Source organism: Corynebacterium sp. UMB8791 (genome assembly GCF_054166365.1).
Window position 1 is genome coordinate 34,825 of record NZ_JBSZCG010000164.1, and the last position, 15,077, is coordinate 49,901.

Genomic DNA, 15,077 nt, shown 5'->3' on the forward strand with positions numbered 1-15,077 from the left:
ATACAATTTTTGGTGAATGGCTTTTAATTGGCATGAATAATCATTTTGTCTGGAAGTTTATCCAGTGATTTGGTTGGTGAATTGAAAGTCATACCGCTTGGATCAATGGAAGGAATCTTCATGCGAAGCTCATATAAAGCGCGTCGTGGCACCTCGATTGCTGCAGCCGCATTGTCGTTTGCGTTGGTAGCGCCATTCGCGCAGCCGGTCGCGTTTGCTCAGGAGGAAACTCCAGCAGTTGCGGATCAGAATCCGGTCGCGCCAGCGGCCGATGCGAATGGTGTGATTGATGCCGACATGATCGCCAGTGGCCGCGTCACCAAGGCTGCCAACCTGACTGACGCTCACGGTGTTGGTAAGGGCCTGATATCGGGTCACGTATATGCGACCGGCCCGAAGGGCAACCCGGGATCGACTATCGATAACGGAAACATTCCACTGGACGGCGTCACCGTTTACGCACAGTTCCAGGACAAAGACGGTTCGTACTCGCCAATCTTTAAGGCAGAGACCCACACCCTGCCGGATGTTGTCGGTGGCAACGGCGGTCAGGGTACGTTCGCTTTTGGTACCGGGGATAAAGGCATTACCTGGACCGACAAACTCGGGGTGGAGCACACCTGGTCTGCTCGTACGGATCAAAAACACCGTATCTGGGTAGAGCCGTACACCAACGAGCGCGGCAACAAGATGGTCATGTTCCGCCAGGCCAACGGCTTTGTCCCGGGCTCTTTCAACGGTGTAGTTGAGGGCCCCCTCGGTTCCTTCGTTGCTGCTGATGGCAACATCCAGTTGATGGCGGCTTTCTACCAGGAAGTTCCACCGAGCCACGAAACCAGCTGGATGGCTGCGAAGGGTGACAAGCTTGTCGAGGACCCTGAGGGGCCGATCGATTTGGCATCGACGCAGACCGACGTTCCGAACACCATTTCCGGCACTGTCTGGCTCGAGACTGGTGGCCCAGACAAGGGCATCGTCGCTACTGGTCCGTCTTTCAATGGCGTCGACGAAGCTGCGGATGGCTACACCGTATATGCATCCACCTTGACCAAGGATGGTGCTGCAGCAAACCAGAAGCTGCACGAGCAGTACAAGGACGATCCGAACCAGCTAGCAGATGCAACCAAGAAGATGCTTGAGGACCACCCCGAGTACATCCTCAAGACCGTCTACGGAAAAACCAACAATAAGGGTGAATACACCCTGCGTTTTGGCGCGTACGAGAAGGGCCAGGATCGCGAGGATATCCTGAATCCGAACCATGTCTTCGTGTGGGTCGAAAACAAGGACGGTGTAGTCCAGAACGGTTACACGGGCTTCCACACTCCAGTTTTCCAACGCTTCAATGATGGTGGAGACTTCCGGGCTTCGGCTATTCCAGGCGAGAACCAGCTGCCGATCGACTTCACTGGTGTTCCGTTCCAGAATCTGAACTCCCTGTACAACGTCAACTACGCGGTCATGCCGTACACCCCGGTGTCGATCACGGCTGACTACAACGCGACGGACAAGCCGGCCGCTCCTGGAGCGACGGTGACCCCAGAGTTCAACGGTGATTTGTCGACCTTGCCGTCGAAGGTCGAGTGGCGCGACCAGAAGGGCGACGTCAAGAAGACTTGCGAACTCGACCAATCCAAGGGCATTAAGGCCCAAGTGAAGGCTTGCACCTTCGACATCCCAAAGGATGCAAAGAAGGGTGATTACTTCAACGTTGTCCTGGTTTCCGGCGGTAACGACGTCTCCGCATGGACCGTTCTGGTGACGAATGACGCGGATGAATTGACGCCTGCGTACGAGGAAAAGCTCGTCGTTCCGGGTGAGGAGACGAAGTCTTCTCCGACATTCACCAAGACTGGTGAAGATCAAGAGGGCAACCCAACCGAAGAGACGGTCGACGCGCCTGAGGGGTCGAAGTTCGCAATCCCAGAAGATTACAAGGCTCCTGAGGGCTATGCCGTCGAGATCGATAAGAATACCGGTGAGATCACTGTGACCTTCCCGGATAAGTCCAAGCTGAACAAGGACACCACGGAAGAGTTTGACGTTCCGGTCACGGTGACCTACCCGGATGGTTCTAAGGATGACGCTACAGCGAAGTTCAAGCTGGATACCGATGGGGATGGCACGCCTGACGTCACGGATACGGATGATGACGACGACGGTATCGATGATAAGGATGACAGTAATCCGAAGGTTCCGAACCAGAACTTGTCCTACGAGCCGGAATACAAGGGCGGCGAGGGTAAGCCTGGTGGCGAAGCCAAGGTTGATAAGCCGGAGTTCAAGGACAAGGACGGTAAACCGACCACGGCGCCTGATGGTACGAAGTTCACCCCGGGTGAGAATGTTCCCGAGGGCTACGTCGTCAAGGTGGAGGAGAACACCGGTGAGATCACCGTCAACATCCCGGACACCGCCAAACCAGGTGACGAGGTCAAGATCCCTGTCGTTGTGACCTACCCAGATGGAACCAAGGACAACGTTGACGTCACCGTCACGGTGACCGACAAGGACAAGGACCTTTACGAGCCGTCCTACGAGGACAAGCTCGTCGTCCCAGGCAAGGAGACAAAGTCTTCGCCGACCTTCACCGACAAGGATGGCAAGGACGCAACCGCTCCTGAGGGCTCCAAGTTCAAGATCACCGATGGCTTTACTACGCCTGAGGGCTACGAGGTCTCTATCGATGAGAACACCGGTGAGGTCACGGTGACCTTCCCGGATAAGTCCAAGCTGAACAAGGAGACCACGGAAGAGTTCGATGTTCCGGTCACGGTGACCTACCCAGATAAGTCCACGGACGAGGCCAAGGCGAAGTTCAAGCTGGATACCGATGGTGACGGCACGCCTGATCTCACGGATACGGATGATGACGGTGACGGCATCCCGGATGATCAAGACAGCAACCCGAAGGTTCCAAACGCGAACGATCACTTCGACCCGAACTATGAGGACGGGTCTGGTAAGCCTGGTGAGGATGTGAAGGTTCCTGCTCCGACGTTTAAGGATAAGGAGGGTAACCCGACCACGGCGCCTGATGGTACGAAGTTCACGCGCCGTTTGCTTACAATGTCCACATCAGAAACATTAACGTACTCCCGGAACTGGCGGGCCTGCGCGGTATCGCGGCGCTCGGCATTGTGGTGACGCACGTGGCGTTCCAGACGGCCACTGACTCGCCGGTGCTTGCGCGCTTCGACTACTTCGTGGCCGTCTTCTTCGCGCTGTCGGCGTTTTTGCTGGCGCGCGGCGAGCCCCGCCCGGCGCGCGAGTACTACTGGCGTCGCGTCGCCCGCATTGTGCCTGCGTACGTGGTGTCCGTGGCGATCATCGTGGTGACGTTGCCGCCACTGGCGGGGGTGCGCGCCGGCCCGCTTCTGGCCAACCTGACGCTCACGCAGCTCTACGTCCCCGGCGGGCTTATCGACGGCCTCACCCAGCACTGGTCCCTCTGTGTCGAGGTGGCGTTCTACCTGGTCCTGCCCGCCTACCTAGCGTGCGGGCGCCGGGGCCGCGCCGTGGTGCTGGCGGTGGCGGTGGCGACCGCCCTGGTCTGGCCGCACCTGATCCCCGCCCCCGAGCAGACGCCGGGGGAGCTGAACCTGCAGATCTGGCCGATCTCTTTTGCGCCGTGGTTCGCGGTGGGCTTGCTGTGTGCGGAGGCGGAACGCGCCGGGTGGCGCTGGCGGCCGCGGGTGCCGGCGCTGCGCTGGGTGTTCCCGGCGTTGTCGCTGCCGGTCGCGTGGGCGGGCGGGGTGCTGGGGCCTGCGGGTCTGGAGCACCCGAGTGCTGCCGAGTTCAACGTCCGGGTGCTGCTCGGCGCGCTGTTCGCAGCACTCTGGATCGTGCCCTTCGCGCTCGCGCCGCGCCTGCACGGCACCGCGCTGTGCACCCGCCCGGCGCAACTATTGGGCCGTTGGTCCTACTCGCTGTTTTTGTGGCACATGGCGGTGCTCTACGCCGTGTTCCCAATCTTGGGGGTAGGGCTTTTCGACGCCCACTTCGTCCCCACCCTCACCCTGACGGTGCTGTTGAGCCTGGTAGTGAGCTATTTGTCCTACACGTGGGTGGAGGTGCCGGGCGCGCGGGTGGTGCACCAACTACGCGCCAGGCTTGTTAGGTAAGGCTTGCCTGATATATTGTTGTTCCGCTCTATTGGAACAAATGTTACTACGGTAAGGAAACCACTGTGAACATCCTGCGTAAAGCAATGACCGGCGCCGTCGCACTGTGCGCGGCCGCCTCACTCGCCGCGTGCTCGGGCGACAGCGCCGACACCACCCCATCCGCCGAGCCGACCCAGGCGGACAAGGCGCTGACCGTCACCGACGTCACCGGCCGCGAAGTCACCTTCGACCACGCGCCGGAGCGCATCGTCCTCGGCGAGGGCCGTGGCGTCTTCGCCACCGCGCTGCTCGGCGGGGACCCCTTCGACCACGTCGTGGCCTACGGCAACGACCTGACCAAGGCCGCCCCGGCGTTCAAGGACAAGGTCTTCGAAATCAGCGAGGGCGCCATGAAGGCGCAGGAGATCGGCAACATCGGCAAGGGTGACGTCTCCCTGGAGACCCTCATGGCGCAGGAGCCGGACGTCGTTGTGATGACGCTCGACCAGAAGAAAGTCGCCGAGGAATCCGGACTTTTGGAAAAGATGGACCAGACCGGCATGAAGTACGTCTTCACCGACTTCCGCCAGTCCCCACTCGAGCACACCGTCAGCTCCGTACAGTTGCTCGGCGACCTGATGGGTAAATCGGAGCGCGCCAAGGAGTACGGCGAGTTCTATGAATCGAAGGTCGAAGAGATCAAGGGTCGGGTCGAAGAGGCCGTCGCAAAGGACGGAGAGAAAGACGGCCTGATCTGGTCCGCCGCGGGCTTCGTTGACTGCTGCAGCACCCCCGGCAAGGCGAACCTCGGCCAGCTGCTCACCGCCGCGGGCGGCAACAACCTGGGCGAACAGCTCATCACCGCGGATTCCAAGCAGTTCAGCGCTGAGAAGATGATCGAGCTGCAGCCAGAGAACCTCATCGTCACCGGCGGCGAGTGGGCACGCAAGCCCGACCAGCCGGACACCTTCAGCCACGTCGAGCTCGGCTACCAGTCCAGCCCGCAGCGCGCCGCCGAAACGCTGAACAACCCGCTGGGCACCCCGGGCCTTGACCTGCTGCAGGCACCGAAGCAGGGCAAGTACTTCGCCGTCTACCACCAGTTCTACGACAACCCATACAACGTGTTCGCACTTGAGGCGTTCGCGAAGTGGCTGCACCCAGAAGCCTTCGCTGACATGGACCCGGCAAAGGACTTCGAACAGTTCCACGCCGACTGGCTGCCATTCGACTACTCCGGCGCGTTCTTCGCCCAGGCACAGCAGTAGGGGAACCATGAACCAGCAAGATCAGGCGATCCGCGCCTACCACCAGCGAGGACGACGCAAACTCATCGCGATCAGCGCGCTGCTGCTCGTCGCGTTCATCAGCTTCGTCGTTGCCACGGTGGTCGGCCCGATCAACCTCAGCGCCTCCCAGCTTCTCGACGCCCTCCTCCACCCCAACACCGCACCCGAGCAAGCCTCCGTGGTCCTGTGGGACCTGCGCCTGCCGGCCTCGGTGATGGCGCTGCTCATCGGCGCGTCCCTGGGACTTGCGGGCGGGATGATGCAAACCATCCTGGACAACCCGCTGGCGGAACCGTTCACGCTGGGCATCTCGGCGGCGGCCGCGTTCGGCGCCGCGATGTCGATCGTGCTGGGCATTAACCTGATCGCGCACCCCCAGTTCAACCTGGCGCTCGCCGCTGCGCTGGCCGCCCTGGTGGCGGTGGCCGTTGTCGCCGCCGCGGCCGTGTGGCGCGGGGCCGCCGCCGAAACGATGATCCTGCTAGGCATCGCCCTGTCCTTCTTCTTCCAGGCGCTGCTGTCGCTCATGCAGTACGGCGCAACGCTTGAGGCGCTGCAACAGATCGTCTTCTGGACGCTCGGCTCCATGCAGCGCGCCACCTGGCTCGCCGACGGCATCATCGGCGCCCTCCTTGCCGCCGCAGTCCCGTTCGTGGTGTTCAACGCCTGGCGGCTCACCGCCCTCCGACTTGGCGACGCCCGCGCCGCCTCCCTCGGCATCAACGTCTCCCGTCTGCGCGTCACCACCCTGATCGTGGCATCCCTGCTGGCAGCAGCCTCCGTGGCCTTCGCAGGCGTCATCGGCTTCATCGGATTGGTGGGCCCCCACATCGCCCGCATGTTGGTTGGGGAGGACCAGAAGTTCTACCTGCCCGCCTCCGCCGCGGCCGGCGCGCTGCTGCTCACCGCCGCGCACGCCGTCTCCATCACCGTCAAACCAGGCCTGGTAATCCCGATCGGGATCATCACCGCCATCGTCGGCGTCCCATTCTTCGTCTTCCTCATCTTCTCCCGCTACCGCAAGGCAGGCCGTTAACCATGATCGTCGCCACAGACCTCAACGTTGCCTACGGACGCACCCCTATCCTCCACGACATGACTTTCCGCCTGGGCACCCCCGGCGCCGTCACCGGCCTGCTCGGACCCAACGCCGCCGGCAAGTCAACCCTGGTCAAAACCATCGCCGGCCTCAAAGCCCCCACATCCGGCACCGTCACCACCTCCTGTGGGCCCCACGACGTCGGCTACGTCCCCCAAGACCTGCTGACCAGCGCATCGCTCACCGCGTTCGAATCCATCGTCGTCGCCGCAAAAGCCGGAGGCGCCGTCACCAACCCACTCGAAGCCACCGCCGCGATGATGGACCGCCTCGGCATCCTCCACATCTCCGACCGGATGGTCTGCCACATGTCAGGCGGCCAGCGCCAACTTGTCGGCGTCGCCCAGATGCTGGTACGCGAACCCCAACTCCTCCTTCTCGACGAGCCCACCTCCGCCCTCGACCTCCACCACCAAGTAAGCCTGCTCACCATCATCCGCAACATCGTCGCCGACACGGAACGCCAAGCCGTCGTCGCAATCCACGACCTCAACCTCGCCGCCCGCTACTGCGACGAACTCCTGGTCATGAAAGCCGGGCGCGTGGTCACGCACGGCGAACCCCTCGACGTACTCACCCCCGAACTCCTCGAAGATGTCTACGGCATCGAAGCCCGCGTCCTCTACGACCCAGTCTCAGGCGCGCCCGTCATCTGCCCTGCGTAGACGCCCAAACAAGCTATGATGCGTGTTATGGTGGCTATACCAATGTGAGTGAAGGAGCGAAAATGTCTGGCATACTATCTAAACTTGGTATAGGTGCAGGTTTGAATGCGCAAACTGTACATTTGGTCGGCGTTATTTTAGCGGTGTTGGCGGTGGTGAGCAGTACCATAGGAATAGTCTCAGCCACCCCTGTCGGCGACGAACTCAGCAGCGCAATGGGGATCGTCCACAAAACGCGACAACAACCCTCCGACGTGGAGGCGCGCAACGATCTCAAAAATGAGCGTCAAGTCAAATGGTCGGGCTATCAAGTAATCAGCCCCACACAAATACGTGTGTTCTTCCCCGCCGGAACCGAAACTTGCTACGGATACCGCGTGGAGACATCGGAGACCGCGACATCAGTAAAAGTTAGAGTGTACGAAGGGAATATTCCAGGATCGCCTGATAAGTGCATCCTGATCGGTCGCCCGGCCTCCATGAAGGTGACGCTGCAGTCGCCACTAGGGGCTCGCTTGCTTCAGAACTGGTAGATCACATGCTTGGTGTGTGAGAGTTTTCCAGCGTAATTTGACCCGTGCACTCATGGGCACGGGTCAAATTACGTGTGGAGTTCAATAAATTTCGGATTCACCTCGCGTACCCCACGCCGTCGTCTGACCTGTGTGGTCGGGCGGTTTTTGTTCCGGTCGAGGTGTTTAAAGCGTGCGATGCTGGTCGCCGGAAATCAGCCGGGCTGGTTGAAAGTGCGCGACCTGCATCGCACGCTTCTAAGCGCACGCTTTGAGCATCGTTGGGGCTTGATGGACTGAAAACGCGGTAAAGCTATCGCCTGCAACTCGAAGAATTCAGGCTGATTCACCCTTCTGCCAAGCAACGATTGCTTCAGAAAAAGAGAGATCTGGATTCTTCTCCCGATAGCTCTTTAGCTCTGCTGCCGAAGGGGTTGGCAGATCAGAATCAATAACATCATCGAATGCTGAGCGCCGATTATGCGACCCCAACCCCCACACGCCAATCGCCGCGACTACCGTCGCAAGCAGAAACTGGCCGGAAAGAAGCCCCAGTACCGCCGCGAATAGAGCCAAATATGATCCAATGATCGTCAGTTTCTCAGACATAACGACGCCTTTCGCAATATCTCGGTCGTGCTATCTACTCAAAGCACTGGTCTTTGATTCCTGCAATTCCAGTCAGCTCTGCTGCGAGCACCGGCTGCGATCATTCTAGTGATTGCTGCCGCACATCGCAGAGCGCTTGTAGATGGAGTGGCGTGCTGTCACCCGATTTTGTTCCGGTCGAGGTGTTAAAGGAGTGCGATGCTGGTCGCTGGAAATCGGTCGGGCCGGACGAGAATGCGCGACCTGCATCGCTCGCTTCTAAGCGCACGCTTTAAACGGTTTTGGGGTGCGATGATCGGCCGGGTGTGCACCAAATTCCTGCATGAGGTTTGCGCGACCTGGGGTTTTTGCAAACCCGCTGGCCGGAACGCCGGGGAAACCTGGAATCTGGTGCGAAGAGGCGGTGGTCTTGGGAACTTTCTGTCGTAGACAGTAGTCGCGAACTGGGGAAACGCCATGTCGGTCGACCGGAACCGGCCGAAGCCCCAAAATGGTTCCCGGGCGGGGCAACCAAAATCTAGTCCGGCCAGGCGAGGCAGGCCACCGCGACGCACCCGGCCACGAGCATGAGGGCGGCGTCGCCGGCGTACCCGGCGGAAGGCCAGGGCGCGCGTGCCAGCCACAGTCCCATCACGGTGATGGCGCCGGCGGCAATGTAGCGTCTGGCCAGGAGGGTAAAGCGGCGCACCGCCCAGACTCCGATGGCGCTGACGATCCCGAGTACCGGGTTGATGCACAGCGCGGCTGCCAGCGGCAACGCTGCCACCATCCTGCCGGGGATGGGGCGGGCCGGAGTGCCAACAAACCGGCGTCGACACGCGAAGCACAGCAACACCAGCGCGGTGACCAGGCTGAGCGCCGCCCCGCCGAATAGGCTGAGGCGGTAGGGGCGCTCGCCTGCGAAGGAGAACGTGAGGGTGCCACCGTGGCCTGCGGGGATGCGGAAGGCGAGCTGGCCGGCGTCGATGCGTTGGGCGGTGAGGGGTTCGCCGTCGAGGCTGGCTTGGAGCCCTGGGTTGAACGCGCGGGTGGTGATGAGCAGGCGGTCCTGGTCGGCGGGCACAACTGCGCCACCAATAACCGGCTCCCAAGAAACAGCAGGCGCAGGCCCGCGCCGCAGCGTGATCGTTTCGGCGTCCGTGACCAATTCGTGGCGCCCGGCGGGCAGGAAGACGGTGTTGGTGGCGGAGGAGCCGTCGATAAGGGCGGGGGAGGAGAGGTGCCATTCGGCGTCTTCGGCGGTGGTGAAGGCGCGCTGCAGTGTGGTGGTTTCGGGCATGAGGCGTTGGAAGAAGTAGGTGTCGGCGGTGCCGGGGACGTCGACGATGCGGTGGATGCCGGTGTCGATTTCGGTGATGCCGACGGGTTCGGTGAGCGTGAGGGTGGTTTCGCCGCGTACGCTGATGGTGCGGGGTTGGTCGGCGACGAGGCTGAGCGTGCGCTCGCCGGAAGCGTCCGTGACCTGCACTTTTGTGTTGGCGGTGGCGGTGATGGTGGCGGTGTCGGCGTTGGGGGTGAAGCGTAGCCACGGGTGGGGGTCTTGGGCGGCGGGCCACCAGGCGGTGTCGTCGAGGCCGTCGAATGCGGCGGTCAGTGACCGGGAGGCGCGGGCGCCGCCGAAGGCGGTGGCGTCGGCGGCGGAGGAAGAAGCTGAAGCGCTGCCTGCCATGGCTACGCCGACGGGTGTGCCCGCAGACGGGTAGTCTGGCACCCGGTTGCGCACGTCTTTGCCCTCCGAAGCGGTGGCCAGGTGCGCGGACTGCGCGCGCTGCACGGCGCCGTAGTTGCGCACCGCCAGCGCCGGGGTATCGGTCACGATGTCCGCATCGCCGCTGGTCAGGGTGGCGGGGAAGTAGCCGAACTCGCGCCACAACAGGGGCAGGGCCTCGCCGCCGGCGTCGACGCGGACGGGGGTGGCGCTGGTCAGCATCATGTCGCGCGTGGGCTCCAGCGCATAGATATCGACGTCCCCGAAGCGCACGGTCGGCTCGCCAAGATTAGGCACGCTTGTCGACGCCACCGCCTCCTCCAAATCGTGCCGCACCACGACGACGCCCACCCCGATGGCGCGCAGCGCCTCCGAGTCCACGGCGCGGACCTGGCCGTCGAGGCCGCGGATCGCCTCCGGGTCGACGAGGGGGATGGCGTCGCGCACTGCGAAGCGCGCCTGACTGAGCGCCTGGATGGGTTCGTCGCGCGTCCAGCCCCAGGTCTGGCGGGCGAAAGGCGCGGCGGGGACGACGAGCGTGCGGGTGCCGGTGGCGTGTTCGTCGAGCCAGCGGGCTGCCGCGACCCAATCTTCGGATGGTTCCTGCCAGGTGCCCTGCGGGAGGAGGCGCAGCGACCACGCCGGGGATACCGCGACCGCCACCAGCGTGACGGCGCCGACCAGCTGCGGGGTTCGCGCCCGGGACACCACCCACCCGGCCCCCAACGCCAGGGGGAGGCGGACCAACGGGTCGAACTTGTGCAGGTTGCGGAAGGCGGCGAGGGGGGCGTCGAAAAGTAAGGGGTGGGCGTGCGCGAAACACAACAGGCCGACGCCCACCGCGAAGACCGCGACGAGCGGGCCGCGGGCGGGCATGTCGCGCCGGGCTAGCCCCGCGACGCCGAGCGCCGCCACACCCGCCGTGAGCAGCACGAATACGGGCTCGGTGACCAGGAGGTGCCCGGCGGCGCGCTCGGCGTCGACGAACGGGGCCCAGCTGGTGGTGCCGCGCAGAACCTCGATCGGGTTGAGCCACGCGGTGGTCACTGAGGCGGACTCAATAAAGTCGGTGAACGGTGGGGAGTAGCGGCCGAGCACCACGAGTGGGCCGAGCCACCACGCGTTGACCAGCACTGCGCCCACCGGCCACAGTGCGGCGGCGCGCCAGTGGCGCTGCGCGCACAGCACGAGCAGGGTGGGTAGGCAGGCTGCGATGGTGGCCGTCGCGTTGACCGCGCCCATGCACGCCACCGGCAGTAGCGCGGCGGCAAGGCGCGGCCCCCGGCGTTGGTCCCCCAGGAGCGGCAGCAGCGTCCACGGCACCAACGCCACCGGCCACGCCTCCGAAGAAATGGCGGTCAGCGTGGTTAGGATTCGCGGGCTGAACGCGTAGAGCGCCCCGGCCACCGCCGGGCCCGCCACCCCGCGCATGCCCAGCCGTCTGGCCAGCGCGTACGTCCCGGAGAACGCCAACCCGACCAGTAGTGTCCACCAGCAGCGCTGCAACACCCACGCGGGCAGCGGCAGCAGGAAGAACACGCCTTGGGGGAAGAGGTATCCGTACGCCTGGTTCTGCAGCTGCCCGAGCGTGAAGCGGTCCGTGTAGGCGTGCATCGCCTGCGCGAGGAACCCGGCCGGGTTGGTGGTGAGGTCGAACTTGGTGTCCGCGGCGATCTGCCCCGGCGCCTGCGCCCACACAATCAGCGCGATGATTGCCCACGCGACCAAGTGGGGAGTGAGGCTGCGGAGTTTAGCGCGCGCCATATTCCGGGCCGCCAAGCACGGCCTCGTCTGCCGGGACGGCGTTGGACACCGGCACGGAATTCTGCCCGGAGAACGCCGCTACCCCAATCACGCCCACCACGCCGAGCACAACACCGACGACGGCGCTAGCCACAACGGAAGGCAAGGTAGTACGGTTTGACATGTGCAAAAGCGTACCAGACGTGTATGGGGGTCCGCCGCGGTGACGGCGGGGCTCGTCGTCGTGCTCGCCGGGTGCGCGCCCGAGCCGGCCCCACAACCCGTGACGACGCCCGCTCCGCTCCACAACCACATCCCACTTTTGCCCACCGACACGGTGCCGATCACCGAGATCGTCCCCAAAACGCCAGCCCAGCAGCGCGTCCCGGAGGACCTGCGTGCGCGGGTGGCCTCCCTCATGGTTGTCGGGGTGAAGAACTACGACCAGGCCCGCGCGGCCCTCGATCAGGGCGTCGGCGGGCTTATCATCCCCAGCTGGGCCGACCCCAAGCTTCTCGACGACCCCGGCCACGACATCAACGCTCTCCGCGAGCAGTACCCGCGCGGGTTCACCGTCGCCATCGACTTCGAGGGCGGCCGAGTCCAACGCCACACCGACATCCTGGGGGACTTCCCCGCGCCCGGTCGCCTCGCCGCCGGCACACCCGCGGTGATCCAGGGCACCGGCTACGACATCGGCCGTTCGCTTCGCGCCCACGGCATCAACGTGGACTACGCCCCGGTCGTCGACATCGATGCCGCCGACCTGGCCATCATCGGGGACCGCGCCTTCCACCGCGACCCCGCCGAGGTCGCCCGCATCGCCGGGCTCTTCTCCCAAGGCCTTCTCGACTCCGGCGTCACCCCCACCTTCAAACACTTCCCGGGGCACGGCCGCGCCTCAGGCGACACCCACAAGAAGCTCGCCACTACGCCCCCAATCGGGGACCTGCACGCCTTCGACCTGGTCCCCTACGGCGAGCTCCTGCAGCGCTTCCCGCGCGCCAGCGTCATGGTCGGCCACATGATCGTGCCCGGCCTCGGCGCCGAGGGCGTGCCCAGCAGCCTCAACCCGGAGGCCTACCGCATCCTGCGCGAAGGCGACTACCCCGGCGGTGTCCCCTTCGAAGGCGTCGCCGTTACCGACGACCTCTCCGGCATGCGCGGCATCCTCGAATACGCCCCCACGCCGGACGCGGTCCGCCTCGCCATCAGCGCGGGTGCCGACCAAGCCCTCTGGTCCTCCGGCCACGACATCGCGCGGATCATCGATGGTGTCGTAGCGGGCGTCGAAAAGGGAGAAATCCCCGAATCCCGCATCGACGAAGCCGCGACCCGCGTGCAACAACAACTCATTGACGTTGGGTTATAGCCCAAACTCTATTACCCTGGGGCGGGTGAATAGGGCAACAAAGATCTTCATCGGCTTCTCCGTGGGCGTGCTCGCGGTGCTGCTGGCCATCTACCTCGCCGACCTGGCGCTCAACCGCGGCCACGTGCCGCGCGGCACCACCGTCGGCGGCGTCGCCATCGGCGGACTCACCACGCAGGAAGCAGAAGCCGAGCTCAAAGCCCAGCTTGGCGACGCCCCCTCACGCCCCATCACCGTCACCTCCGGGCCCGAGCGCGCCGAAGTGGTGCCGCAGCGCGCCGGGCTCGGCATCGACTACTTGGCGACCGTGGAGGCGGCCGGGCTGCAGTCCGCAAGCCCGATTGAGCGCCTCAGCGGCCTGATCCGCGAGCACGAAGTGGCCGTCGTCCCCAGCGTCGACGACGCGAAACTCGCCCCAGAAATCACCCGCCTGCAAAAAGAACTGCACCGCGACCCCGTCAACGCCGCCATCACCCTCGAAGGCGGCACCGCCCGCGAACGCACCCCCGAGGACGGCCAGGACGTGCCCGCCGACGCGCTGCGCACCCAGCTGACCGCCCACTGGCTCAACCCAGACGGCGTCACCGTTGAGCCGCAACCAATAGCGCCGCGCATCGGCGCTCCTGCTCTCAAGGAAGCGATGGACGGCCCGGTCCACCGTGCCCTCTCCGGGCCACTCACCGTCAACGGCCGCGAAGATGTCACAGCCGTGATCCCGAAGGAACGCATCGGCGAGATCCTCCACTTCGACGAGGTCCTGAAACCCGTCGTGGACCACAAGGCAGCCGGCGCCATCCTCGGCGAGCAGCTGCACGAGTCCGAAGTCGAGGCCAAGAACGCCCGGGTACTCACCAGCGGCGGCATCGAACCCTCCGTCGACGGCATCAACGTCGACTGGGACGCCACCTTCAAAGGCTTCGACGACCGCCTCCTCCACGACGCCGACCGCACCTGGGACGCCACCTACAAAGACGTCCCCGCCGCCTTCACCACCGCCGACGCCGAACAAGCCACCTTCAACGACACCGTCGGCTCCTTCACCACCGGCGGCTTCAGTGGCGCCTCCGGCGAAAACATCCGCATCGTGGCCAACACCGTCAACGGCGCCATCGTCAACCCTGGCGAAACGTTCTCCCTCAACGGCTACACCGGTCCCCGCGGCACCGCCCAGGGCTACGTTGAATCCGGCATCATCATCAACGGTCGCGGCGGCACCGCCGTCGGCGGAGGCATCTCCCAATTCGCCACCACCCTCTACAACGCCGCCTACTTCGCCGGCATGACCGACGTCGCCTCCACCCCACACTCCTACTACATCTCCCGCTACCCAGCCGGGCGCGAAGCCACCGTCTACGAAGGCGCCATCGACCTCGCCTTCCACAACGACAGCAACCACCCCGTCAAAATCGTCACCAACTACGGCGGCGGCAACATCACCGTCAGCCTCATGGGCGTCAAGACCGTCAACGTGCAGTCCATCAACGGCGGACGCTGGGCCTACACCCAGCCACAACCCCGCACAGTCACCGGCCCCGACTGCGCCCCGTCCGGCGGCGCCCCCGGCTTCACCACCTCCGACACCCGCGTGATCACCGACCTCGCCGGCAACGAACTCAGTCGCGAAACCACCACCACGGTCTACGACCCGCAGCCCATCGTGCGCTGCGGGTAGCCATGTGGTGGGCAGTGACAAAAGACGCATCTCTTATTGGCTATCCATTTTGTGACCTGCAGGTATGTAGGTCGCGGTTTTTCGAATTGCGTCCTGTGGCACTTGGGTGTTTTCTCAGGCACCAAATTCCCGTCAGTGCCCTGAACTTCAATAACTGTGCTGTGGAGCTTCGTTGCTAGAAGGAAACGTAACTTGCGTGGATTATTGTGCGGGGCAGCTATAGAGTCACTACTTCGTGTAGTGTTGATCTAGTTTTTGCGTGAGGAAAAGCCAGGAAAATAGCCCCGAAAGTGGGGAAACGC

At 63.8% G+C, this 15,077-nt stretch carries 11 protein-coding genes; 8 read left to right on the forward strand and 3 right to left on the reverse strand.

The annotated features are described in order from the left end of the window. Window positions 1-120 precede the first annotated feature (120 nt). From ACXIUA_RS11085 to ACXIUA_RS11110, 6 genes are all read left to right on the forward strand, one after another. Window positions 121-3,147 (forward strand): YPDG domain-containing protein, encoded by a 3,027-nt coding sequence (locus ACXIUA_RS11085; RefSeq protein ID WP_457976867.1) that lies wholly within the window; start codon window positions 121-123, stop codon window positions 3,145-3,147. Window positions 3,148-3,152: 5 nt separating this feature from the next. Next, a complete protein-coding gene (locus ACXIUA_RS11090; protein ID WP_457976868.1) occupies window positions 3,153-4,124 on the forward strand; it encodes an acyltransferase family protein in 972 nt (323 codons plus the stop codon). Between the two features lie 65 nt (window positions 4,125-4,189). Next, on the forward strand, window positions 4,190-5,374 hold the full coding sequence (locus ACXIUA_RS11095; RefSeq protein WP_457976869.1) for an ABC transporter substrate-binding protein: 1,185 nt from the start codon (window positions 4,190-4,192) through the stop codon (window positions 5,372-5,374). A gap of 7 nt (window positions 5,375-5,381) precedes the next feature. Continuing rightward, window positions 5,382-6,431, forward strand: coding sequence for a FecCD family ABC transporter permease (locus tag ACXIUA_RS11100; RefSeq protein WP_457976870.1), 1,050 nt, complete (start codon window positions 5,382-5,384; stop codon window positions 6,429-6,431). Between the two features lie 2 nt (window positions 6,432-6,433). After that, entirely contained in the window at window positions 6,434-7,159 is a 726-nt protein-coding gene (locus ACXIUA_RS11105; protein WP_457976871.1) for an ABC transporter ATP-binding protein, read from the forward strand. A 62-nt stretch (window positions 7,160-7,221) separates the two neighbouring features. After that, window positions 7,222-7,692, forward strand: a complete 471-nt coding sequence (locus ACXIUA_RS11110; RefSeq protein ID WP_457976872.1) for a hypothetical protein — start codon at window positions 7,222-7,224, stop codon at window positions 7,690-7,692. A 315-nt stretch (window positions 7,693-8,007) separates the two neighbouring features. On the opposite strand, the gene ACXIUA_RS11115 is transcribed toward ACXIUA_RS11110, so the two are convergent. The 3 genes from ACXIUA_RS11115 to ACXIUA_RS11125 all read right to left on the reverse strand — a co-directional run bounded on the left by ACXIUA_RS11115 (window position 8,008) and on the right by ACXIUA_RS11125 (window position 11,915). Then, window positions 8,008-8,280 carry a hypothetical protein gene (locus tag ACXIUA_RS11115; protein WP_071567898.1) on the reverse strand — a complete coding sequence of 91 codons (273 nt, stop codon included), beginning with the start codon at window positions 8,278-8,280 and terminating at the stop codon, window positions 8,008-8,010. 517 nt (window positions 8,281-8,797) lie between these two features. After that, window positions 8,798-11,716: an alpha-(1->3)-arabinofuranosyltransferase domain-containing protein gene (locus tag ACXIUA_RS11120; protein ID WP_457976873.1), complete on the reverse strand. Its 2,919-nt coding sequence runs from the start codon at window positions 11,714-11,716 to the stop codon at window positions 8,798-8,800. 22 nt (window positions 11,717-11,738) lie between these two features. Next, a complete protein-coding gene (locus ACXIUA_RS11125; protein ID WP_071565697.1) occupies window positions 11,739-11,915 on the reverse strand; it encodes a DUF2613 family protein in 177 nt (58 codons plus the stop codon). Between ACXIUA_RS11125 and ACXIUA_RS11130 the strand changes: the two genes are divergently transcribed. Together ACXIUA_RS11130 and ACXIUA_RS11135 are read left to right on the forward strand one after the other, a co-directional pair. After that, on the forward strand, window positions 11,916-13,103 hold the full coding sequence (locus tag ACXIUA_RS11130; RefSeq protein ID WP_256005631.1) for a glycoside hydrolase family 3 N-terminal domain-containing protein: 1,188 nt from the start codon (window positions 11,916-11,918) through the stop codon (window positions 13,101-13,103). Window positions 13,104-13,128: 25 nt separating this feature from the next. Further along, entirely contained in the window at window positions 13,129-14,775 is a 1,647-nt protein-coding gene (locus tag ACXIUA_RS11135; protein ID WP_457976874.1) for a VanW family protein, read from the forward strand. The last annotated feature ends 302 nt before the right edge of the window (window positions 14,776-15,077 follow it).